Source organism: Vibrio spartinae (genome assembly GCF_024347135.1).
Lineage (GTDB): Bacteria > Pseudomonadota > Gammaproteobacteria > Enterobacterales > Vibrionaceae > Vibrio > Vibrio spartinae.
On record NZ_AP024907.1, the window covers coordinates 2,119,181 to 2,142,293 of the forward strand.

The following is a 23,113-nucleotide window of genomic DNA, read 5'->3' on the forward strand; positions in this document are numbered from 1 at the left end:
TCTCTCTCGGCATCGGTTGATAACTATATATCAATTTAATTTATCACAAATAATAAGCATTATCATTTGTATTATCAATAGTATTAAATGACAATAAAAACTAGTCGTATAGGATCCGTAAAAAATGGAAAATATTAGAAGTGGTAAGGAACGGTGGCGTGCGATGCACTTACTCCTCTGTTTTGTTCCTGTTCTTTCTTATTCAGGCTCTGTTTATGCAGAAGCTCAAGATAATATTCAAGAAAAACAAGACAGTGTTCAAGAAGATCAAGCTTATCGTGTCAACACCATCACCGTGTATGGCCAGCCCATCGCAGAAGATGCCGATACCACTGTCGCCGAAGAATTATGGGTCGGCGGTAAAGTGGCAACCAATATTCAAGATACGCCAGCATTGCTTTCGGTTATCACGGAAAAAGAGATCAACCAGCGTAATGCCGCAACAACCGAAGAAATTTTGCAGTATTCCCCTGGGTTGGTGACAGATTACTACGGCTCTGATGACCGCAATGATTACTTTATGATTCGGGGTTATCAGGCAACAACATACCGTGATGGCATGACACTTGGCTCGATGCGGGGTGTGCGTGAAGACCCTTATGCTTATGAGCGTGTTGAAGTGATTCGCGGGGCGAACTCTACCCTATTCGGTCCTGCTGATCCGGGTGGCTCAGTGAACTTTGTCAGTAAAAAACCGAAATTTAAACGCTTTGGAAACAGTTATGTTTCCTATGGGTCTTATGACAGCAAAGAGATTGGGTTAGATTTTGGTGACACACTCAATGAGTCGGAAACGGTCGCATATCGCTTTACCACGAAAGTGAAAGACAGCGATCTTGAATACGATCATTCAAAAGACAACGCTCAGTTCTTCATGGGTGGGATGACATGGCAGCCCTCTGTACAAACCACGGCAACCCTGATTGTTGACTATCTTGGCCGAGACACCACACCGAACAGTGGCGGTTACCCACTGGATAGAGAGTACGATCGCAGTGAATTTTATGGTGAGCCTGATTACAACAAACACGATGTTGATCGGACGAACATTACGGCGCAAATCACCCATTATTTTGACAATGGCATCTCGCTCAGCGGTAACTTACGCTATAGCAAACTCGAAGACGATTTCGGTTATGTCTATTTATATGATTACGCAGGAAGAACAGGCAGTGATGTCGCTCGTTACTATTTCGGAACCGATACTCACTCTAAGCAGATCATTGGCAATACGATTGTGCAATACGATGCGAGTTTTGAACAGATTGATAGCAGCACCTTAATTGGTTTGGAATACCGTGATGCTTCGACTCAGGATACGTCAGTTTATGGAACGGCAAGCAGCATCAATATCGACAGACCATCATATTCTGGCATGCCGACAATCGGTGCGCCTTACAGCAAAAATGATCAGGATGAGACGACAAAATCAGTTTTCATTCAACAGAACTTATCATGGGATGACCGATACATCCTGACATTGGGTGCCCGGCATGACTACATGGACTTAACGAACCGTGATATCAGTAACCGCGATTCAAGTGGTGAATTCTCTGAGACATCTCTGCGCGGTGCGTTTACCGTAAAAGTGACTCAAGAGTGGTCAACCTATATTAGTCAGGTCGAGTCTGTTGCGCCGCCAAGTATTGGCGTGAAACCGGAAAGAGGCAAACAACTAGAAGCGGGGGTGAAGTTTGCGCCACTGAGTATGAATGCGCTGTTCTCTGCTGCGATTTACGACCTTGAAAAAAATGATGTGACCATGGCGATTGTTCAGGACAATGGAACGATTGAACGCGAAACGATCGGTGAAACGCGTGTCCGTGGCCTCGATTTAGAAGTAAAAGCAGAAGTGACCGACCGTTTTAATGTCACGGGTGGCTACTCCTACATGAAGTCGAAAGTGGTTCGAGGCAGTACGAGAAGCGGTGATGTGCTAGACGGTAATGAATTTGTGACAGCACCAAACCATAGCGCTTCGGTATGGGGTTACTACACCCTGCCAAATAAAACCATGGATGTTGGTTTAGGGGCACGCTATGTGGGTACGTATTACTTTGATGCCGCGAATAAAGGGAAAAGCGATTCGGCAACACTATTTGATGCAGCATTTGCATACCGTATTTCAAAGTCGGCTCAGCTGTCACTGAATGTGCACAACCTAACGGATAAACAATATGTGGTCGGTTCAGGGACAGCAAACTACTACAACCCAAGTCGCTCGTTTAATGCTTCTTTACATTATGCTTGGTAACGAGTCGTTTACATTGAGACTAACCACATAACTAATTGTAATATATAAATTTAATTGCCCCATCACCATCAGGCGTTGGGGCTTTTTTGTTCCTCTGCGCTGGTTCATGTCTCCCCTTAGTCTTTCTGTTTTTCAGCGGTTTCCTGCTGCTCTACCTGAAGAATAATTTCATCGAGCAGTGCTATAAGCTGAGCGGAATATTTTTCCATATCCTGAAACAAACGATCAGCCTCAACCATGTCACCCTTCTCTTTCGCCTGAATAATTTTCTTGATGGTTGCGTGCAACTCACTATGCGGTGTATCAATTGCTGCTGTCGCCGGTATATCGATAAATTTCTGCCGGCCGATCGCGTCATACCACTGACCGAAATGACACTCTTTATGAGAGACGATTTCTTGCAGATCCATCTGAGTCAATCCGGACAGATAACTGCGGATAATGGTTTTCCATGCCAAATGGGCTGTCTTGGCCTGTTTCAGTTTCTGTGAATCAGCATCCCCCCCGAAACTGGTACAATATTTATTCAGTTGTTCTACATCTCTGGCTATTTCCGCCGATAGTTTCGCTGTCAGAAGTGAAGAGTTGGCCGTCGTCTCCGCTAACTCATGAATGTGACTGATGTTCGCATTCACTTCATCGGAGACCTGAACCTGTTGTTCGGAAGCGGTCGCTATCTGGGCAGTCATCTCATTAATCTGTCCGACAGAATGCTCCATCTCAGAGATTGCCCCACCGGCGACCTGAACGTTATCGACACTTTGCCGAGCCTGTTCTTGACTGGACTGAATCACAGCAATCGTATTATTCACACTGTTTTCCAGAATCGTGATTTTCTGGCGGATCTCTTCCGTTGATGTCTGCGTTTTTTGTGCCAGATTTCTCACTTCACCGGCAACGACGGCGAACCCCCGCCCCTGCTCTCCCGCTCGGGCGGCCTCAATGGCTGCATTCAGAGCCAATAAATTCGTCTGTTCAGAAATATTTTGTATGACTTCGAGAATCGATGCGATCGACCCACTGGCTTCATAAACCTGAGCGCTCAGATCCCCGATCTGATGGATCGATTCGTCCAGTTGAAGCATCTGATCGATGGCTTGTTGCAGCACTTCTTTACTGACCTGAGATTGATCATTTGCCTGCGATGTACTGTCGGCAGCCTGCATAATATTCCGGGTCACATCATGTACCGTTGCCGTCATTTCCGTCATTGCCGTTGACACATAGGTCAGCTGATCTTTTTGTTCCTTCATCCCTCTGTCGGTCATCACCGACTCGTTCGATAAATGATCTGACTGGACGACCATATGATTGATCGCATCTGACATTTGGTAAAAAGTCGCCTGCAATTTATCGCAAAAACGGTTAAATACCCGGGTCAGGCTTGCTATCTCCTGAGGACCACCTTCTTCGAGTCTGGCATCTAACCCTTGTTGCCCTTCAACCATGTTGTCGATGGCATCAATAATGTCCTTCATCGGACGGATTGAATAACGGGTCATCCATATCAATCCCCCGGCAACGACTAATGCGCTGATCAGCCCGAACATCATCATCATTCTGATATCAGACCAAATCATCGCTTGTAACCGAGAAATACGATAGCTGACTTCAACCACCCCGATAGCTTTTCCGGAATAGTCTTTGAGCGGGAAAACTCTGACGGCCGTTTCATGACCTTGCTGATCGGAACGGATATCCATCGTCTGACCGGAAAGAACCTGCTGATATTGCTCCGGCGTCAAAACCGGCACATCTCCCGCCCGAGGCTTGACCACATCTTTCAATCCATCATTTTTTGGGACACGAATCGCTAAATCGGTCGATTTATCTCTGAGCAAATCAGTGAAGGTTTCCCGATTCAGTGTCATCCCGAATTCGACACTACCGACAGGTTCCCCTTCAAAACTGATCGGGGCAACATAACGCAGACCGAGCCCTGCAACACCGGCTTCAATGCCGGAGATAGACCGATGTGAAGTATTGACATCAACCACCGTATGGCGAAAAGACGATAAGTCATCCCCACTTTTCCCCGGTTTATGGACCCGGTACAGTGAGTAAGCCGGCGGAATGTGGAATTGAAACTGACTGACCCCCGATGCCCGAATGCGTGGCCATTGCGCATCAAATAGCTGACTCAGTTTACTCTTATCACGCTGTGCAACCGCCTTTTGGACGTCAGGTAAAGCGGCAATCGTGTCGACCGCTAACTGACTTTTGGACAGGATCGAATCGATTTGAAACTGCACCTGTTGTTCCAATCCGGCCATTTTTGCCGCAATAAAATCATCCGATAACTGTTGTGCTAAACGCACCGCGCCCCAGATAAATAAAAAGCAGACCAAGAGAATTGATATAAAGCCTGCGGCACTAAAACGAGCAAGTAAACTAAGATGTTTCATCAATCCTCCAAGGGGCATCAAGTTGTACTTGTTTAATTATAGATAACTCATTTTAACCATTTGCTTTTTCTCTCAATAAGATGACTCAAATCAATAATCGGCCTATGACTGTGCTCTTCCACCGACCCTGTAACTCCCAGCAGAACACCGCACCACCAGCCAGCTCGCGCGACTGAATCACATGCGGTGCATCGTAGCTGTATTGTTTGCGAGAAGATTTCGATGATTAAAACGGTGAGGTAATAACTAGTTTGTGCCCCAGAATGTTTTAGCCCTAAGTTCCTGACCACTGTCTTGTGTTATTCCTTGACCTATTTTTCCTAATAGCAGAATATGCATCTAGTAGAAAAAACTTATACAGACATCTTCTGTAAATTGTGAGTTCAGGGAATTTTAAGACTTATAAAACAGTATGTTACTTAAATGGTATCTGTAATTTCTCACAATTTTATATAGACTATATCTGTATAATAACTGTTAGCACACAAGGGGAAAGCTTTGAAATTCGTGAGAAAATTTGAATGTTCGAGTTTTGTATTTACTCCAATAGAAACTGGTGATGCTGTGCATTTGCTAACAGCAGTAAGCTCAGCTTTATTCCCTAAGTCGCTTCCGTTAGCAAACATTAAAACACTAAACCAAGCCGAAGATTGGTGTTCAGATCGTGCTTCAGACTGGAAGATGGATAAATGTTACGTTTGGAGTTGTCGCCGCTTGGCCGATTCCCAAGTTATTGGTCAGGTTACATTGTTTCCTCAGGAACATCGTTTGGCTTTAGCTTATTGGGTTAATCCGGAATTCTGGGGGCAGGGTTTAGCGACGAAAATGTGCAAGGCTTTGTTATCACATGTTTGCAATTCGGGTTATCAAGGTAATATTTGGGCAGGTGTCCATTCTTGGAATAGTCGAAGTACTTCGGTACTAAAGAAATTGGGTTTTGAACAGATAATTTCTAATAATGAAAATACAGCGGAGTACAGTTTGGAAATTGTGTGCTAACAAACGAGTATGGCGTCAATAGTTAATTTTTCGCCATATTCTCATCCCACATAGTGCCGTCTCTTAGCATTGAATTCAGGATCACAACCATCTTTCTAACGCAGGCAATGATAGCGACTTTCTTTGGTTTTCCTGCCTCAAGTAATCGCTGATAAGTTGCCTTGAAAATCGGGTTAGATTGCATTGCGGACATCATTGCCATATACAGGACTGTTCGCACTTGGGTGCGCCCGCCTTGGATAATTCGTTTACCTTTATATCGACCACTTTCTCGGTTCATGGGAGCAACACCTATCAATGAAGCGGCTTGTTTATTGTATAACTCCCAAGAAGGTCAAAGAGTTCGAAGAATACGCGAAAATGTGTTGTCTTCTTTAATAGTAATGACGATCTTGATTGTCCGAACAAAAAATTTCTAGAAAATACAACTCACGAATTATCTTTGGTCACGTCTGACGCCAGTAAATATTCAACGAAGTAAAGTGAATCCTACACCTCAGTTCGGGGATGAATAACGTTCCTTGTTTCAGCCTCGCTAACTGACCGCTTCTGAATCATGATTATTGACCAAATTTTAGTAATGCTACTATGTAAGGAGAGGTTCGAACACAACCTATCCCTAATATTTTCATCAAGCAAATTACTTATCTATTGACCATTCATGACGGTTACGTCCGTTAGTTTTTGCCCGATATAAAGCATGGTCTGCCCTTTTCATTGCATTGTGTGTCGATTCATGTTGCTGTTTTAGCGCTATTCCTGCACTAACGGTCAAGTGCGTATCTTTGTGTATTTTTATGGAGCGACTACTTTCTAACAGCGAGGATATGTAATTTTCTACACTTGATAGATCTTGAGTGTCGATGAATACTGCGAACTCTTCTCCACCTAAGCGGGCAGACATGGCGTTAGGTAGGTTTTTGTCAGCTAAGATTTGACCAAACTCTTGAAGAACTGTATCTCCTTTTTCATGTCCATAAGTATCATTGATTCTTTTAAAATAATCTAAGTCAAGTATGATGATGGTTAGGATACGATTTTTATAATTAGACAATACGCTATTAAAAAATCGCCGATTGGGCAGTTCAGTTAATTCATCATAGATAGCTAATTTTTTTATATCACAGATGTATCGCTTAACACTTTTGACTAATCTTCCCAAACCTATAATACACAGTACCATACCAACCGATCGTAGAAGGTCTTCCCCCCAAACGGATAACCATAGTGGCTGTTGGAATAACTCATCCATAAAGTCGATTGTTCCAGATACGATCCAAAGAATCATTCCCATATTTATAATGAGATAGTTTTTTGGATTTAAAGGAGACGTTTGAATGATAAAAAATATTAATATAAGCAATAATAAGACGATTAGTTCAAAAATAAATCCATAGTTTTCGTGATTAATATTATTTATTTTCGACAAAAATAATATGTTGAAACCGATAACGGAAGATGTTGAGATGAATAAAAAACAAATCAAGAGTATTTTTAATTGAACAAATTTAGCAGGCTCATCACTACTGAACGCATAATTTTCCATAAATCTCCTTATTAAGGTAATCAACTAGATGCATGTCAGAAAGATTGCGCTTTTATTACAGTAAATGAAGTATTATGAGTGAGTGCTTCCGATCTACGAGGCTTTGTTGCTTAAATTGATGGAACTAAATCAAGAAGCTACGATCTGATCGACTACATCCATTAATCGCCGTAGCCTCATGCCTAAACCTCTTTACAAACTGGATACAGTTCTCTCCCGTAACCCCGCTTGCGAAAGCTATTCTTTATCGGAAGCGTATCAATCCAAAATATCGGCCATCTCGCCTAAGTCACGCAGATAAACGACTCAACGACGTACCCCTAAATTATACTCTGTCAACCAGCAACAAACAAATGAAAGTAACGAGCGAGTTGAACGTCGCTGGGTTCTCCGCAGAATTGCCCGTAACGGTGTATTGGTTCGTTTGTTAAAAAGTCGACGGGCATATTCGTTCACCTTATTATTTGGCTGTGAATTTTGGTGTTACCAACGGAGTTCGTAAGCTTTTTCATCGAAATTCTCAGTATCAAAATTTCTAGTTGGTCTTCTTCGTCACCAGATGCAGCGGGAACTCATAATCATAGGTGGTGGTTCTGCCCTGCTCATCGGTGAACTTCATGACCTTGTTATAGGCGTTGTATTCATAAAAGCGGGTCAGTCTGCTCGGTAATATGGCCCCAGCGGTCATGCCACACCGCTTTATCCTGCTGCACCTGAGCCAGCAAGCCATTTTTATAGCTGAAATGGGTGGTTTGGCCGCAATTTTAGCCACCAACTCACCGGCATCGTTGTACACCGATTCGGTGACATTGCCGAGCGCATCAGTCTCTTGGGTCAACCGCCCTTTCTCATCATAGGCCTTGAGGTATTCCCCCCCCACCGGCCAGCTCACGCGACTGAATCACATGTTGGGTATCGTAGCTGTATTGTTTGCGAGAAGGTTTTGATGATTAAAAAGGTGAGGTGATAACTAATTTGTGCCCCAAAGTAAGCTAGGATGAGATTGAACCTGATTTCAAATCTAGCAATTTGACATACTTTTTCTCATCTAACTGTGTGGCCAAATTTGTTAATCCACGACAACCACTTATGGTGTCCGATGAGAATTACTTTGACATCATGTCGTTTAAAAATGCTTGTTTAACGTTTTTTTGTACTCGATTGGGAGAGATAAAATCTTCACCGATTTTCTGGGCAAACTTTAAGCCTTGCTCTCTATTCGGCGCATTAATGTCACCTTCCACATCATAGATCAAGTGACTTTCCACATCTGTAACACCGCAGTATGAGAAGATACCAAGATCAATTTGCGTTCGCATTGCATGGTCATAATGGTATTTATCGTAGGTCGCTTTTTTGGAACCGCCAATACCGATTAAAGTGGTGGGTAGATTGGTGAGAAGACCATCAAGTGGCATTTTACCACGGTCTTCAACGCTTTTGCCATATTGATACGCCCAACCTTGGGTAAAGACTCGTTCAATCCATCCTTTCATCAGAGCTGGCATACTCCACCAGTAGACGGGAAAAACGAAAGCCAGTTGGTCTGCCTGTGCCACCCTTTGATGCATTGCTTTTATTTCATCTGGCAGTTCTCCGCCCCAAAAACATGCATGGTCCGCTTCGGTAAAGCGAGGATCAAAGCCTTCGGCATGCAGATCGAGTATATCGACGGAATGACCTGCTTTGAGAATCGGTTCATGGAAGGCATCCATGACTGCGCCGGGGTATCTGTTTCTGAAAGGGTGGGCATAAATCGTGATTATATTCATGTCGTTATCTCCATAGTGACCGTGTTAACGGTTGATAATTGTGCCGAATCGGATGGTTTTCTCGTCATCCGCTTGTTGAATTGAAATCAAACTTATTGTTTTTATTTATAAGGTAAAACAATCGTTCTACTTGAAATAGTAGAGAGATCGTTTTACATTGTCAAACATGAATAAAACACAAGAAAAAATTGCAGCAGGTCTTGAGCAGGCTTTTGCTGAACGCGGATTTACCGAGCTCGGGGTGGATGGGTTGCGAGATGCGGCGAAGGTCAGTTTGCGCACGCTCTATAAATATTGTCCGTCAAAAGTGGATATGATTATCATGGCACTTGAGCATAGGCATGCCCGATATCTCACGCATCTTTTTGAAGGCTTACCAACACATAACCCGCAAGTGCTGGACGAGATTTTTGCTAGGGTAGGCCACTGGATGAGTGAAAATAACTCGGAAGGGTGCTTGTTCCATAATGCGGTTGTATCCCATCCTAATAGTGAAGCTATACGCAAGATGCTGGAACGGCATAAGGCGGAGGTCGCCGATAAACTGGTAGAAAGTTCCAACCTTGTCGCCATGAGGGAGCCTTTGTTATTAATTCATGAAGGAATCGTACAAAGCTGGCCAATTTTAGGGGCTCAGGCTATTGCGAGTGCCCGAATACTTGCAACGGGTTTACAGAGTGGCAATGCGGTAAAAGTTTAACTTTCACTGTCCTCATGCTTTCATGAGACTGTTCATTATTCTGTGTCACGCCCATTTTTATAAGTCCAGATATGGAGTGATTCGGCCTTCAAAGTTGAGTCTCCCTTGAATATAACACTGAGAATCAATAAAAACGTACCTAGGGATATCCATAAAAAGGCTCTTAGTAATGTGGTAACAAAATCAATCCTACAATGGTTGCCTCAGACTTGCACAGCAGATTGAATCGGAGCCCGATGCACCGTCATTTGATATCTCTAACACATCCCTGCCCAATTCCTTTTTAAAACTGTACTCAAATTCGCTGAAACGCTCATCGGCTGATTATTTTGAGAACCTACACCCAAAATCTCATACTTTTTTAATACTTTTATTTTCCCAAAAACAGATAACCTACGCTCTGCACTGGCAAAATCCGGTGCCGGGCGTAGGAACCCGCTGATATCTATCCAGACATTATAGGTTGCTAACTTTACGTTGGTTTTTTACTATATGCGGCCTCAGCACATCTGAATTATGGTGAGCTGGGCAAGGCAGCTTTGGCTGGCCGTGTCCTGGATTACGGCATTCCTACACCTTGTTCCAGTTCACCACCCGAGCGTAGGAACTCCTGTGGTGAAATTATTTTGATCACTATCCAGGAGTCAAATAATGTACGAAACCATCCCTTACGATCACCAATTCGCCCAAAAAGCCCGCGAATATCTGCGCCAGTTAGAAGAAATATTTGAAGCCGAACAGCGGCACAATAGTCAAGAGCTGCGCAACGTGCTGCTGTATCTGAATAATCTGATTACCACCCATTACGTGCGCTATCATGAAGAGCCGGATGAATCAGATTTGGTGTGATGATTGGTTGATTTAGTTTTCGAGCCGCAGTTGCGGCTCGATTTGGAATATAAGATGTAACTCATTGGCTACATATTTATCAGGGCAATACCTGCACCCCAGATATTCATCTCAAGGGCAAGTGGCTGAGTGAGGCTGTGTTTTAAACCGGGGTAAGAATCACCGCCAATATTGCAGCGGATTGTATTGTACTCGTCCCCGATATCAGTTGATATGGATAAAAACAGCCGGAACTATTTTTAACCCGGCTGTTTTTTGGAAGGGTTTGAATGTGTCAACTGGGTTAATTTAATTCCCCATATTCCCTTTTATTAATGAATATGTATTAAAGCAATCTATTGTTTGTTTATCAGTATCAACTTTAATGGTATCGGGAATATCAAAAACCTTTAACAGCTGTTCAAAATCAATTTCATTCTTTAAATGACAAAAATATCCTGTTCGATTATTGCCCCATAAAAACGAATTACAAGATTCGTTACCATGTTCCAGTAAATAGTCAACTATAGGTTGTAAATGATAGTAATCTGGCATTCCATCTGGAGCAGATGTTTCAATTTTGATCATTATTTATTCCTTAACTTTTCTAATTTATTAGAAATATCAGGTGCTTTAGTATCTTTCATGACCTCTAAAGAACCTTTAACAGGCACCAACTTTATTAAATGTTCATCTAGGATAAAGTATTGATCATGTGTCTTATAACGGCCCGGATTAAATTGTGGATTTGCTTTAGTAGGACCAAATGCCGCACCTCCCATAGGAATATCTTCTTTCACTTCAAACATCTGAACATATTTTTTATAGTCAGTTCGTCCATCGCCAGCATATACCTGAACCCCTTGGTTCAGTGCCCTTGAACTAACTAATCCATCTTTGGCCCGACTAACTTCAACTGCACTTGGAGTAGTAAAATAATTACCCGTAATACCACCTTGCTCTTTCCAGGTTATATGAGCTAGCTGAGTTCCTTTCGGTATAGAAATGTCTTCTAATTTATCTACTCCGAAGTAAGGATCAGAACCTTGATAAGCAGCCGACTGTTCAGCGGCAGTCAAAGGATTCCCCGCACAACTCCCCTCACACTGATTCAACCCCAGCGGATCCACCCACCCCGTCGGATTCACCACATACTGGTAGTTGTTTAAACCGCCCGCAAGCCCGATTGGATCCGGGGTGATAAAGCGTCCGGTGCTCGGGCTATAGTAACGATGGCGGTTGTAATGTAAACCCGTTTCTTCATCGTAATACTGCCCCTGAAAACGTAGCGGGCTGACGATGTCGGCCTTGCGCTGATAAGCCACATTGCCGTAACTGTGGTAATCCACCGACCAGGCAACACGGCCTTCTACATCGGTGATTTCCAGCGGGGTGCCGATTTGGTCAAGGTGGTAGAAGTACGGGGTTGCGTTGTCCGCCCCTTCACCGGTGACCAGTGCCAGCGGTTTAAAGCTGCCGTATTCGTACAGATAAGTCTGATAGTGACGCTCACCCGATTCGGCCAACAGCTTATCGCCTTGCCATAAAAACTCAGTGCTGGTCTGGTGACCGGTTTTGTCAGTGACCGTTTTATGGGTTCTTCTGCCGAAGGCATCATATTGGTATTCAGCAATAGTGCCGTCGGGCTTTTCAACTTTGGTCAGGCGGTGCTGGCCGTCGTACTGATAAGTGGTAACCAATGACTGGTTGGTGCCGCGCGCTTCCTGTATCAGATTACCAAACTCATCATACTGATAGTGTCGGTCCCCCTGAAACAGCAACCGGTTCCCCGCCACATTACTCTGCCGGCTCTGTATCAGGTTACCGGCCGGGTCGTGGGCAAAGTTCTCACTCAGACTGCCGCGCACCTGTGTCAGGCGGTCTAACGGGTCATAGTGATATTGTGTCAACCCACGCAGGTTATCTTCCACCTGCGTTAAGTTCCCCGAGCGGTTGTACTGATAACGGCGGAACAACGTCTGTTGCTGCGCCTGACTGACCCGATGCTCGGTCAGGCGACCGGTTTCATCATACTGAAAATGACTGCTCAGCGCCCCCTGTGTCCGGCGGGTTTCCAGACCACTGACCTGATATTGGTGTTGTGTCAGGCAGTGACCGTTCAGATTAACCTGATGCAGCCGCCCATGCCGGAAGTCATAGTCAAGCTGCTGGCCGTCCGGCAGTAACTGAGCCGTGATGTGGCCCAGCGCATCATAACGATAACCGGTAGTTGCCCAGCCCTGATGCTCGGTGGTCAGCCGGCCCAGTACATCATAGTCATACGCCAGCGGCCAGCGACCATCATCCACACCGGTCAGATTGCCGAGTAAGTCATAGCTGTACTGAACTGTCGATTCATCCGGCAGGGTCTTCTCAATCAGCTTGCCCTGTGCGTCATACGCGTAACGGGTCGTCAGCTCGGTGCCTTCACTGCCGATTTCGGTTTTTGCCGTCAGTTGGGTGTGCGCGTCATATTCATAGACAAACTGACGACCGTCAAACGTCACTTCCCGCTGCACATGGCCGGTCGGCAGGTAGTCTATCTGATAGTGCTCACCGCGCTCATTAATAATGGCACTGACAAAGTGGAACGGGTTGTCATAACGATACTGGACCGTACTGCCGTCCGGGTTGGTCTTCTGCGTCACCAGATGCAGCGGGAACTCATAATCGTAGGTGGTGGCTCTGCCCTGCTCATCGGTGAACTTGGTGACCTTGTTATAGGCGTTGTATTCATAAAAGCGGGTCTGACCGCCCGGCAACACCTGTTTGGTCAATCGGCCGCTGCGGTCATACGACAGCTCGGTGACGCCCTGACTGTCATGACGTAGCCGCAACCGCCCCAGAATATCGTAGCGGTAACGAATCACTTCCCCCTGTGGGGTGGTCTCATCGACCAGATGACCGTTGCGGTTCCACGTCAGTTGGTGAATGCCACCATCCGGATAGGTGATTTTCTCAATCAGGCCGTGGTCGTTGTAATCATAAACGGTGGTATGACCGAGCGGGTCGGTCTGCTCGGTGATATGACCCCAGCGGTCATGCCGGTAACGCCACACCGCTTTGTCCTGCTGCACCTGAGCCAGTAAACCGTTTTTATAGCTGAAATGGGTGGTTAAACCATTGGGCTCGACTTTAGCCACCAACTCACCGGCATCGTTGTACACCGACTCAGAGACATTGCCGAGGGCATCAGTCTCTTTAGTCAACCGCCCTTTGTCATCGTAGGCCTTGAGGTATTCCCCGCCGCTGCCGTCCACTTCTTTAATCAGCCGCGCGTTGTCATCATGCTGGTAAACTTGCTGCGAGCCGTCGCTGTTGGTCAGCGTCACCGTCCCGGCCTCTTCATCCCAGTCATAGCGGGTATCGACCTGCGTCAGGTTACTGTACTGGCGCACCGCCCGAACATCCTTCCCTTCGCCCTGCCATTCCCAGCGGAACACCGCACCACCGGCCAGCTCGCGCGACTGAATCACATGTTGGGTATCGTAGGTGTATCGCTCGGTCTCCCCACTGGCATTGGTGGCGGTGATGAGCTGCGACTGCGCGTTATAGCCATAACTGACTTGCGTCTGAACAAATTGCCATTCGTCCTGCTCAGCCAGATAAGCGTACAAATCCACTTGGGTAATCAGGTCATCCGTATACACCAGCTCAAATCTAAGGTTGGTCTCGGTTGAAATCCGGACCGGACGGTGCTGACGGTCGTAAGTGATGCTCAGTGAATGGTCATATTGGTCTTTGATAGACGTCAGTAAGCCCGAGTCACCAGTCATTTTAAAGGTGTAAAACCGCTCACCGCTGGCAATAATCATCTGCTGTTTATCACTACCCAGAAATGCCGCTGATTTCGCCATGCGGTTGGTAATCGCCGGCAATTGCTCTGTCGGTTTGGGAAAGCGGGTCAGTTTGCCTTCGCCGTCCCGCCAGATAATCGCATCACCGTCCACGGTCAGCTGATGTGACAGTGAATGTGACCAGCCATAACCGAGCCCGACATGGGTTTCAACCGCAGCGGTCCGATACAACCGTTGCCATTCAAACGGCAACAGACCAATCAGATGGCCGTCGGTCAGCGACAGTAACTCTTCACCGGTTGCCATCGATATCGGGTCTTTGTCGCACACCGTGTCTTTACTGTCTTGGGTCGGCTTTCCGGATTCATTGGTCGGCGCATGGCTGTCGTCCGGCAGTGTGTCTTTATCATGGTGCAGGGTACTAGTGCGGCGGTTATCCGCAACAAATTCAAGTTTGCCGTTGCGGTAAACGCCCTGCCCGCCTTTGTTAATTGCCAGACGTTTAAAAGTATCGCTGGCCGAGTTAATCAGCTTTTTGGCAAAGGTAAATAGCTCTTTGACAACGTCTACCAGCGACTTAATCGCTTTAAAAATCTGTTTGCCAGCTGTTTTCATCGCCCGCAGCACAGCATAGGCCATGCCGGTTGCCGGAGTGGCAATAAAAGAGATAATCAACCCACCAAGCAGCCCCATTAACACATCCACAATCACCTGACCGCCAAAATTGGCGATCTGATTGAGTATCGTGGTTATCGGCACCATCGAGATGTAAGTCATGATGCCGCGCACAAACAGATACATGGCCGCTTCATCCGAGGCGAATAGCATGGCCTTTTCCATCATCCCCGGTGCACTGCTGGCCGTCTCTTTTATCGTATTGATAATATCCGCGACACCTTCACCCAGATCTTTCAGTGTTTTGACCGGGTCTTTGAGCATCTCATAAAGCTCTTCAATGCCACTCCAGAGCGCTTTCAAACCACGCCAGATCCCATCGGCAAAATTCGCAATCACGCTTAAGACCGACTGCGCGGCCGAGCTGTTAAAATAACTGTCCCACTGCGGCTGATACCCTTGCCATTTTTGATTCAGCCAACCCGACAGGCCATCACTCAACGTATCATAATGGGAAAACAGCGAGTCCATCTCTGCCGGAGTCGGCTGATGGTCGATAAAGACCTCGTAGTATTTGCCCGGAGTCAGGCCAGCGACAGTGGCTTTACCCTGCGCATCAAGCATCACTTTCCGCGTATCGCTGCCGTCTTCGGCTTTGACAATCGCCTGAATATTCCCGAGCGGCACATGATAAATCGACTGGAACACACTTTCGATTTCCAGCTTGCCACTGAGCGGACATTGCACGGTGGTTTTGTAGTTATCATCATCTTTGCCGACCGTGGTACTCTCGCCACTGACTTTGAGCCGTTTATCCATCGCAAAAAGAGAAGGGCGATCCATCGCTTCTGTGGCTTTATCTGCGAGTTCGAAATACCACTTCTTGGTCATTTGCCGATAGTCAGTCAACAAATCAGGAAAGCTGTTCAGCTGCTGATTGATATAATTATAAAATTGTTGTTGTTCGCTCATCAAAGCATCCCTAGCCGTTGTTGCTCTTGTTCGATTAATTCAATGAAAGCCGCCAGATAACCGTCTTCTTCCCCTTGATAACGCGCCACAAACCGTTCGGTTTTCTGACGTAACACCGGCTCAGGATAGGCGTCATACAAGGCCTGTTGATATTCACTCAACCCCTGAAGCAGATTGTTGACCAGTACACTCGGGTCTTCGCTCAACCCCGCCAGCACGGCCTCCGGTACCGTCCACCACGGGAAAGCGCGTTCCTGAAAATTGGTTTGGCTTATCGGCGCGGGGTTATCAACTTGTGTGAGTGCTTCTTGTGCAGTGACACGCAGCCAACATTGAGTCGGGCCCATCAGGGCGATGCGCTGCTCATCATCACACAGGCTCGCCACATCCAGCGCGAAACGCGGGTCATAGAAGCGGAAGAACACATGCTCACCGGTGGGCAGCCAGACATGGGTCAGGCTGCGAAAATGGGCCTGCACCGTGGCGAAATCAGCCTCAGCGCCGACCAGAATCCCCCAGTCAGCACAGGATTCATCGGTCATCCAGTCAAGAAACGGATGCTCCGGAGAAATCTGTGCGATGTTCGGCATCACTTCACGCCACTCGGCATACGGGGTGCCTAGCCAGATACCCTGCGCATCACTGCCGCCGTTGAGATAAAACCAACGCTGTGGCTGGCCGTCACTGGTTTCATTGAGGATCACGTACCAGTTTAAATCTGCGGTCAGTTGCTGTTTTAAATCGCACATACCCCGTCCTTACATTTTTCACACTCTTCACAGAATGGCGCGGCCGATTTCATGGTGGCAATCTGCGCGGGGGTCAAAATCGGTGCCGGATTATCCGGTTTGGTGGTGATTTCTTCGGGCAACAACGCGGCTTTACCGCCATAAGCGACCGCACTGCCAGCGCTGCCGCCGGCGTTGAGGTTAATCGCAGCACCGGACAGGTTGACACTGCCGCTGTCGATGCTGATAAAGCTGCCACCGGCCGATAGGGTCAGCCCCGAGCCGGCTTCGGCCACAATCTTCGCCCCGCTTTTGAGGGTGATGGCGCTGCCGGTTTCGACCGCGGTCAGGCTGCCGACTTGCTGCTGTAAATCACCACCGATGTCATGGGTCTGATCTTGGGTGATTTTGATCCGCTGCTCACCGTCCACGGTCAGATGATCGTTCATCTTGATGTGTTCATACCGGTCGTTTTCAACGGTTAAATGGCTGTCGTGACGGATCAGTGTGGTCGCGTCATTTTCAATCAGGGCTTCGGTATCTTTCTGCGCATGGAGGTAGACTTTTTCGCTTTCGGCCTGATCTTCAAAACTCAGCTCGTTAAAGCCCTGCCCTTGGTGGGTTTCGGTCCGCAACACGGTTTTGGTTTTGTTTGCCGGTAAAGGGTAAGGCGGCACATGGCTGGCATTGAATGCCCGTCCGGTGATGAGCGGTTGGTCCGGATCACCTTCCAGAAAATCAACCATCACTTCATGGCCGATGCGCGGCACGGCCACCATGCCGTACTGACTGCCCGCCCACTGCTGTGATACCCGCACCCAGCAGGAGCTCAGTTCATCGCCGTTGCTTTCGCGGTCCCACGGGAAATGCAGCTTGACGCGGCCATGCTCGTCACAGTAGATTTCTTCGCCGGCCGGGCCGACCACCGTGGCGATCATCGTGCCGTCAACCCGCGGCTTATGCATAATCGGTGACAGCCATAAGTTGTCACCGGGGATCGCGGTAAACTGGTTGGCATATGTGGTGGCACCACTGCCGCCGGATTCTTCCAGCGCTTGCGGTTGACTGCCTTGGTGCGCAATCTGTACCACCAGCCAGTTCTGATTCATCGCGGCATCGAGGTGGTCACTGAGGTCAAACCGCACCCCGGCCTGAAGCATCGCCTGATTACTTTTGCCACTCGCGGTATGCGCATCGCGTCGCAACGCATCGAGGCGAATTTGGCTGAATGCTGTGCCGCTGGCATCGTCTTTATACCGTCCCGGTGCGTCATAATATTCATAATTCGGCAACTGATAGTCTAAATCACTGCCTTCCGCGGTCTGTTTAAAACTGTAGGTCGGCTTTTTAAAACTGTAATCCTGCAACCACACCGAGCTGACTTCAGACTGCTTGTGCGCGGTGATGGCGGAGACATACGGGATCTCCGATACGCCACCGGACAATACGTTATACGGCACCGTGCCGCCGAGCCGGGCAAAACCTTCTGAATTGTCGGTCACCACTAAGGTGTGTTTTTCTGCCTCGTGGGTAAAGGTGTACATCAGCCCTTCTTCAGCGGCGAGCCGGTGGAAGAAATCTAAATCGGTTTCCCGGTACTGCACGCAGAATTCACGCGGGGGGCATTCCCGTTTGGTGGAAAAGGCATAGTCGGTGATGTTCATCTCCTGTAACAACACCGAGAGGATTTCCGGCACGCTTTTTTGTTGGAAGATGCGGCTGTTGTGCCGTAATGAGAGCCGTTCGAACGACGGCACCAACGTCAGGGAATAGAAGGTGTGATGATGGCCGGTATCGCCGCGGCTGAAATTGCGGATGATGCCATGAACCTTCTGTACCACCTGCCCGTTGCGGAGCACTTCAAGCAGCGCGGTGGTATCGACCATCTGTTCAAAGGTCAAATCACTGTTGCGACTGGCGAGCGCGATATGATAGCGATAGCCATAAACCGGATGCCCGCCGGCGTCCACCGATGCTGAAACGGATTCAAATCCCTGATAGTCACGAACCACCAATGACGCATCATTGACCCCATTGATCGTGAGCCTGAAACCTAACGTTGCCATGAAGAAAACCTTTGATGTTTGATTTGAGAGTGTCGATATTTTGTTCTAATTTGCATCGCCAATGCGAATTGATGCATAAGCAAACCCGCCAAGCGTGCGACGATAGTTTATTCAACAACTTGCTATTGTATTCAATTTAATTTACGGAGTTCAGCCTTTATCAGTTCACTTTCATTACCAGATGCATTTTATTGAATGCATCTCTCAATATTTAATGTATTAAAGCGTGAAGAATGCAATGAACGGATCAACAGGAAACGAATTAACAGGAAATAAATCGGCAGGAAACGAATAAAAGCAAAAAGGCCTCTGATGAGGCCTTGAACGGATCAAACAGATGACTAACGTGAGGCGTAATACTGGCGACTCCAACAAATAATATTTTCAACATCCGGTAGGAGAATACCATCATCTTCGATGCGATCGATGGTTTCCCAGAAAGAGCCTAATGCACGTTCATCGGCCTGATTTAACCAAGCTTTGATCTGCCCTTTGATTTCATCACTTTCCGTGTGCTCTTGACTGGCTGTATTGTGGTGACTGGCCGTAATTCCGAATTTCCCCATCATAAAAGTGAAATCGTCCATATCGACCAATTCGGCATACATCATCATTTCTCTCCTTGATATCGAATCATTCAGGGTTCAGCGCCTGAACCCTGATCGTCTGACTTCGTTAAAGCTTGTTCTTTCCTCTACCGTGTCAATTGATATTTGTGTGTTTCAATATAAATGTTTCTCTGTCACTAACCCGCGGTACAGACTCCAACACATCAAAATCAGCACCAGTGTAAATGGTAGCCCGGTGGTTATCGCGCCGGCTTGCAGGGCTGCCAGTGCCTGATCACCACCCCCCAACAACAAGGCAATTGCAATCACCCCTTCCAGCGATGCCCATAGCACCCGCTGTGCCGTCGGGACATCGGTTTTACCACCAGCGGTAATACTATCGATCACCAACGACCCGGAATCCGAGGATGTGACGAAGAACAACAAGACCAGCAGAATACCCAGTGTAGAAAGTAAAAACGCCATCGGCAAGTGATCAAACATCTGGAACATTGCTTTAGAGACATCACTGATCCCATTGGCAAGATCACCCACACCATGTGTGACTTGCTCAAGGGCGGTTCCTCCCATAACGCTCATCCATAAAACCGTGACCAGTGTCGGGATCAGTAATACCGCTGTCACGAATTCACGCACGGTGCGTCCTTTGGAAACCTGAGCGATAAACATGCCGACAAACGGAGACCACGATACCCACCATGCCCAATAGAACACCGTCCAGCCATGGAACCATTCGGTATCTTGTCGCCCAACCCAGTTAGATAATGGTATAAAGTTTTCGACATAACCTTTACCAATGGTGCCAACCGTCTGAAAAATAGACAATGTCGGACCGACAACAATCACCAGAGCAATCAAACAGCCAGCCATCAGCATATTGATATTGCTCAGGATCCTCACCCCACCGTCGAGTCCGCGAGAGACCGATATAATCGCGATCAGGGTGACGACGACAATAAACGCAATCTGAGTCCCGAGGCCATTACTAATGCCGAAAAGGTGACTGAGACCACCGGCCGCTTGCTGCGCACCAAAGCCTAAAGAGGTTGCCAGACCAAAGATAGTCGCCAGAACAGCAAGAATATCAATGATGTTCCCCAGTGTACCCCAGCAACGTTTGCCGAAAATCGGGTAGAAAACCGAGCGAATCGTCAGGGGCAGTCCTTTGTTATAAGAAAAAAATGCCAGTGCCAGACCGACCACCGCATAGATCGCCCAAGGGTGTAATCCCCAGTGGTACATCGTTGCACTGAGCGCCAGCGCCCGGCCATCTTCGGTGCGAGGTGCGACATTCAATGGCGTGCCGTACCAATCCGTATAATAAGCCACAGGTTCGGCAACACTCCAGAACATCAAGCCGATCCCCATTCCGGCAGCAAATAACATACTGAACCAAGATAGGGTTGAAAATTCCGGTGTGGCATCTACACCACCGAGACGGATTTTACCAACGGGTAAAACCAGCAATACCAAACAAAAAAGCACAAACAGGTTACAAGCCGCCATAAATAACCAGTCAAAATGATTAATTGACCAGCCACGCGCTTGTGTCAGTACTGTTTTTGCGCCATCAGGAAAAATCAGAGTGAGGATAATAAATAACAGTATCAAACCTACGCTGACACCAAATACGGGATTGTGAATGTCCAATCCCCAAATCTTAACGTTATCCTGCCCGGCACAATAGTCAGTGTCATACTGAATCCGTGATACGGGTTTGCGACGTTTTGGAGAATCTATTGTCGTTTTCATGCGATCCCTCATCCATTCCGTCTGTCACGATATGGACAGACGTTCGCTTTTCATCCGGTCATTCCTGTTCCCGGAATGCACTTGTTATTTTTGACGAATGACGCCCTCTTCAAGCAATACATCAAACACCGCCTTAGCCATCTCGCTGACTGGCTGATCTTTGATGACCCGCCCACCTGAAGACGTCGTTTTTGCAGTCGCAGCCTTGAATCGGTCTGCTGCCGTTTTAGCTTTCACCACTTTCAAACGTTTTATTTTCGCTTTCGCGGGGGTTTCCTCCCAATTCATCCACTCATGATCGAGTGCCACATGATCGACCTTACTGACATCAATCTGCGCACGGCGGGCAATGCCGAAGGCACTTTGCCTTGGCAGTGGTGCTGCCATATCTACGCTGGCAACAAAAGGTAAAGAAACGCTCAGAGCACGTCTCTGCCCCCGGGGCAAAGCCTGCAGCACTTTCGCCTGCCCGTTTTCAATCGAGAGAATTTCTGCAATCCCGACGACAACCGGACACTGAAGTTTTTGAGCGAGAAAAAAAGGTAATAATCCTGACGATTCGCCACTTTCGGCCCGTGTCCCCGTCAGGACGATGTCCGGCATCTCTTGTTGCAGATACTGGGCTAATGTGTCCACGGCATCGGCCTGCGCTTCCTGTGCCAGAACACGAATACGGGATAACCCCATACCGCTGTAATACCCAAGAGCCGGATGCTCGGGGTCACCGGCATGAATGACTTCCAGTTCGCTGTCGGGCAAATTGAGTGCCAGCTCCACCGCTCTGGAATCGGTCATCGCCCGACGCGGACGACCAGAGTCAGGATGGGCACCAATCGAGACCAGGGTTTTAACAACGAATGATTTGGCTGAACTAGGCTGCATCCTTGAGCTCCTCTTTGTGGTGGTTCTCGACCAGTGAAACCAGCGCTGCCAGCAACTCATGGCTGTCAGCAATCACACTCAAATCAGCGCGTTTCACCATGTCACATCCGGAATCGGTATTGACGGCAATCACTTTGTCGCATCTGCCAATTCCTTGTAGATGCTGAATTGCACCGCTGATCCCCACCGCAATATAAACCCGGGCGGTCACCCAAGACCCCGTCGCACCGACCTGTCTGAAACGCGGCATAAATCCATTGTCCACTGCGACACGGCTCGCCCCCTCTGTGGCACCGAGTCCCTGTGCTGCATGATGAAATAATTCCCAGTCATGGATACCGTTTCCGGCAGACAGGATAAATTCGGCCTCGGTCAAAGGGACGGATTGCGGATCAATTGCAACCTGTCCCAGATCTGCAATCGTCGGCTGAATTGGTGGCGTTGCCGCTAGGGTGACGGCCAACGCTTCGTGACGGGTTTCATCAATTTGTGGCGCGCACTCTTCTGCTAACAGCAGACATCGGGGAGTGGCACGTTTGATATCACTCCGGCCACCGGCGGCACGGCAGACTGTCTGTTGCGAATTCACCTGCCATGCTTGGGTCGCGGGTCGCTCATGAATCAGCGCTGTCAGGCGTGCGCCCAACTCAAATCCACCGGAAATGCTATCCGGGAACAACCAGTGTTTCGGAGCATAGTGTGCCTCCACCTGTTCAAGGGCTGCGACTTTCTGTTCCGGGCAATATCCGCCATAAATGTCATCGGTAAGATTCAGCAAGCGGTCAACCCCGGCGGTATCAAACTGGGTTTCACGGTGAACACCAAAAACAACCGCCATCACCGCACCTGCACCACCATGCTGCTGAACAAGCTGATGTGCCTGTCCGAGTACATCACGATCATGGCTGCTTAAGCGGCCGCCCGGCATATCCGGTACCACCACAATGTAATAATCAGGCTCGGCAACCGTATGCAACGGCAACTGAACTGCGGCTGAAGTCCCTTGAGAACGAACCGAGAATGACGGCGCACCACTGCCATGCAGCCGATCAATTCGCTTAAGACCATTCGGGCCGATAAAACCGACGCGGTGCGGATAGTAGCGAATGAGGCCGCTCGGGCCTCTCTCCTCTGTCGGCTGCGTGACAAAGCTGTCATGTTGTGGATGAAGCCGGTTACGCATAATCCATTCAATACGGCGATCACGGCGTACAATTATTTCACTCAT

16 protein-coding genes and 1 pseudogene are annotated in these 23,113 nt (G+C 47.8%); 4 read left to right on the plus strand and 13 right to left on the minus strand.

Features of this window, described 5'->3' with window-relative positions:
- The first annotated feature begins 124 nt into the window (after positions 1-124).
- A complete protein-coding gene (locus tag OCU60_RS09385; protein WP_083602616.1) occupies positions 125-2,254 on the plus strand; it encodes a TonB-dependent siderophore receptor in 2,130 nt (709 codons plus the stop codon).
- A 116-nt stretch (positions 2,255-2,370) separates the two neighbouring features.
- On the opposite strand, the gene OCU60_RS09390 is transcribed toward OCU60_RS09385, so the two are convergent.
- Positions 2,371-4,659, minus strand: a complete 2,289-nt coding sequence (locus OCU60_RS09390; RefSeq protein ID WP_074372626.1) for a methyl-accepting chemotaxis protein — start codon at positions 4,657-4,659, stop codon at positions 2,371-2,373.
- Between the two features lie 507 nt (positions 4,660-5,166).
- On the opposite strand from OCU60_RS09390, the gene OCU60_RS09395 reads away from it, so the two are divergent.
- Positions 5,167-5,658 carry a GNAT family N-acetyltransferase gene (locus OCU60_RS09395; protein WP_228449028.1) on the plus strand — a complete coding sequence of 164 codons (492 nt, stop codon included), beginning with the start codon at positions 5,167-5,169 and terminating at the stop codon, positions 5,656-5,658.
- A 22-nt stretch (positions 5,659-5,680) separates the two neighbouring features.
- Here the strand turns inward: OCU60_RS09395 and OCU60_RS09400 are convergent.
- The 4 genes and pseudogenes from OCU60_RS09400 to OCU60_RS09415 all read right to left on the minus strand — a co-directional run.
- Positions 5,681-5,974, minus strand: a pseudogene (locus tag OCU60_RS09400) (transposase); the annotation flags it as partial.
- A gap of 324 nt (positions 5,975-6,298) precedes the next feature.
- Positions 6,299-7,204 carry a GGDEF domain-containing protein gene (locus OCU60_RS09405; RefSeq protein WP_083602618.1) on the minus strand — a complete coding sequence of 302 codons (906 nt, stop codon included), beginning with the start codon at positions 7,202-7,204 and terminating at the stop codon, positions 6,299-6,301.
- Positions 7,205-7,739: 535 nt separating this feature from the next.
- Positions 7,740-8,096 (minus strand): RHS repeat domain-containing protein, encoded by a 357-nt coding sequence (locus OCU60_RS09410; protein WP_083602619.1) that lies wholly within the window; start codon positions 8,094-8,096, stop codon positions 7,740-7,742.
- Between the two features lie 214 nt (positions 8,097-8,310).
- Entirely contained in the window at positions 8,311-8,976 is a 666-nt protein-coding gene (locus tag OCU60_RS09415; protein WP_074372629.1) for an NAD(P)H-dependent oxidoreductase, read from the minus strand.
- A 166-nt stretch (positions 8,977-9,142) separates the two neighbouring features.
- Here OCU60_RS09415 and OCU60_RS09420 point away from each other — a divergent pair, with 166 nt between their 5' ends.
- Both OCU60_RS09420 and OCU60_RS09425 read left to right on the plus strand, forming a co-directional pair.
- Entirely contained in the window at positions 9,143-9,676 is a 534-nt protein-coding gene (locus OCU60_RS09420) for a TetR/AcrR family transcriptional regulator (RefSeq protein WP_074372630.1), read from the plus strand.
- Positions 9,677-10,327: 651 nt separating this feature from the next.
- Complete coding sequence (locus OCU60_RS09425) at positions 10,328-10,525, plus strand: hypothetical protein (protein ID WP_021021299.1); 198 nt, start codon at positions 10,328-10,330, stop codon at positions 10,523-10,525.
- 288 nt (positions 10,526-10,813) lie between these two features.
- On the opposite strand, the gene OCU60_RS09430 is transcribed toward OCU60_RS09425, so the two are convergent.
- The 8 genes from OCU60_RS09430 to etfA all read right to left on the minus strand — a co-directional run bounded on the left by OCU60_RS09430 (position 10,814) and on the right by etfA (position 23,113).
- Positions 10,814-11,092, minus strand: coding sequence for a hypothetical protein (locus OCU60_RS09430; protein WP_072961428.1), 279 nt, complete (start codon positions 11,090-11,092; stop codon positions 10,814-10,816).
- Positions 11,092-15,888 (minus strand): RHS repeat-associated core domain-containing protein, encoded by a 4,797-nt coding sequence (locus OCU60_RS09435; RefSeq protein WP_074372631.1) that lies wholly within the window; start codon positions 15,886-15,888, stop codon positions 11,092-11,094. Before OCU60_RS09435 ends, OCU60_RS09430 begins: the two co-directional genes overlap by 1 nt.
- Positions 15,888-16,637 (minus strand): DUF4123 domain-containing protein, encoded by a 750-nt coding sequence (locus tag OCU60_RS09440; RefSeq protein WP_074372632.1) that lies wholly within the window; start codon positions 16,635-16,637, stop codon positions 15,888-15,890. The genes OCU60_RS09435 and OCU60_RS09440 overlap by 1 nt, the downstream gene beginning before the upstream one ends.
- Positions 16,625-18,682, minus strand: a complete 2,058-nt coding sequence (locus OCU60_RS09445) for a type VI secretion system Vgr family protein (protein ID WP_074372633.1) — start codon at positions 18,680-18,682, stop codon at positions 16,625-16,627. The genes OCU60_RS09440 and OCU60_RS09445 overlap by 13 nt, the downstream gene beginning before the upstream one ends.
- Positions 18,683-19,023: 341 nt before the next feature.
- Complete coding sequence (locus OCU60_RS09450; RefSeq protein WP_139302101.1) at positions 19,024-19,296, minus strand: hypothetical protein; 273 nt, start codon at positions 19,294-19,296, stop codon at positions 19,024-19,026.
- 108 nt (positions 19,297-19,404) lie between these two features.
- Positions 19,405-21,003, minus strand: a complete 1,599-nt coding sequence (locus OCU60_RS09455) for a BCCT family transporter (RefSeq protein WP_074372635.1) — start codon at positions 21,001-21,003, stop codon at positions 19,405-19,407.
- Positions 21,004-21,087: 84 nt separating this feature from the next.
- The gene (gene etfB / locus OCU60_RS09460; protein WP_074372636.1) at positions 21,088-21,885 is read right to left on the minus strand and encodes an electron transfer flavoprotein subunit beta; all 798 of its coding nucleotides are present in this window, start codon (positions 21,883-21,885) and stop codon (positions 21,088-21,090) included.
- Positions 21,875-23,113: an electron transfer flavoprotein subunit alpha gene (etfA, locus tag OCU60_RS09465; protein WP_074372637.1), complete on the minus strand. Its 1,239-nt coding sequence runs from the start codon at positions 23,111-23,113 to the stop codon at positions 21,875-21,877. Before etfA ends, etfB begins: the two co-directional genes overlap by 11 nt.

Bases quoted from the DNA above. Each gene is read 5' to 3' on its own strand.
- OCU60_RS09385 (WP_083602616.1), top strand. From the start codon at position 125: ATGGAAAATATTAGAAGTGGTAAGGAACGGTGGCGTGCGATGCACTTA.
- OCU60_RS09390 (WP_074372626.1), bottom strand. From the start codon at position 4,659: ATGAAACATCTTAGTTTACTTGCTCGTTTTAGTGCCGCAGGCTTTATA.
- OCU60_RS09405 (WP_083602618.1), bottom strand. From the start codon at position 7,204: ATGGAAAATTATGCGTTCAGTAGTGATGAGCCTGCTAAATTTGTTCAA.
- OCU60_RS09415 (WP_074372629.1), bottom strand. From the start codon at position 8,976: ATGAATATAATCACGATTTATGCCCACCCTTTCAGAAACAGATACCCC.
- OCU60_RS09420 (WP_074372630.1), top strand. From the start codon at position 9,143: ATGAATAAAACACAAGAAAAAATTGCAGCAGGTCTTGAGCAGGCTTTT.
- OCU60_RS09425 (WP_021021299.1), top strand. From the start codon at position 10,328: ATGTACGAAACCATCCCTTACGATCACCAATTCGCCCAAAAAGCCCGC.
- OCU60_RS09430 (WP_072961428.1), bottom strand. From the start codon at position 11,092: ATGATCAAAATTGAAACATCTGCTCCAGATGGAATGCCAGATTACTAT.
- OCU60_RS09435 (WP_074372631.1), bottom strand. From the start codon at position 15,888: ATGAGCGAACAACAACAATTTTATAATTATATCAATCAGCAGCTGAAC.
- OCU60_RS09440 (WP_074372632.1), bottom strand. From the start codon at position 16,637: ATGTGCGATTTAAAACAGCAACTGACCGCAGATTTAAACTGGTACGTG.
- OCU60_RS09445 (WP_074372633.1), bottom strand. From the start codon at position 18,682: ATGGCAACGTTAGGTTTCAGGCTCACGATCAATGGGGTCAATGATGCG.
- OCU60_RS09450 (WP_139302101.1), bottom strand. From the start codon at position 19,296: ATGATGATGTATGCCGAATTGGTCGATATGGACGATTTCACTTTTATG.
- OCU60_RS09455 (WP_074372635.1), bottom strand. From the start codon at position 21,003: ATGAAAACGACAATAGATTCTCCAAAACGTCGCAAACCCGTATCACGG.
- etfB (WP_074372636.1), bottom strand. From the start codon at position 21,885: ATGCAGCCTAGTTCAGCCAAATCATTCGTTGTTAAAACCCTGGTCTCG.
- etfA (WP_074372637.1), bottom strand. From the start codon at position 23,113: ATGAGTGAAATAATTGTACGCCGTGATCGCCGTATTGAATGGATTATG.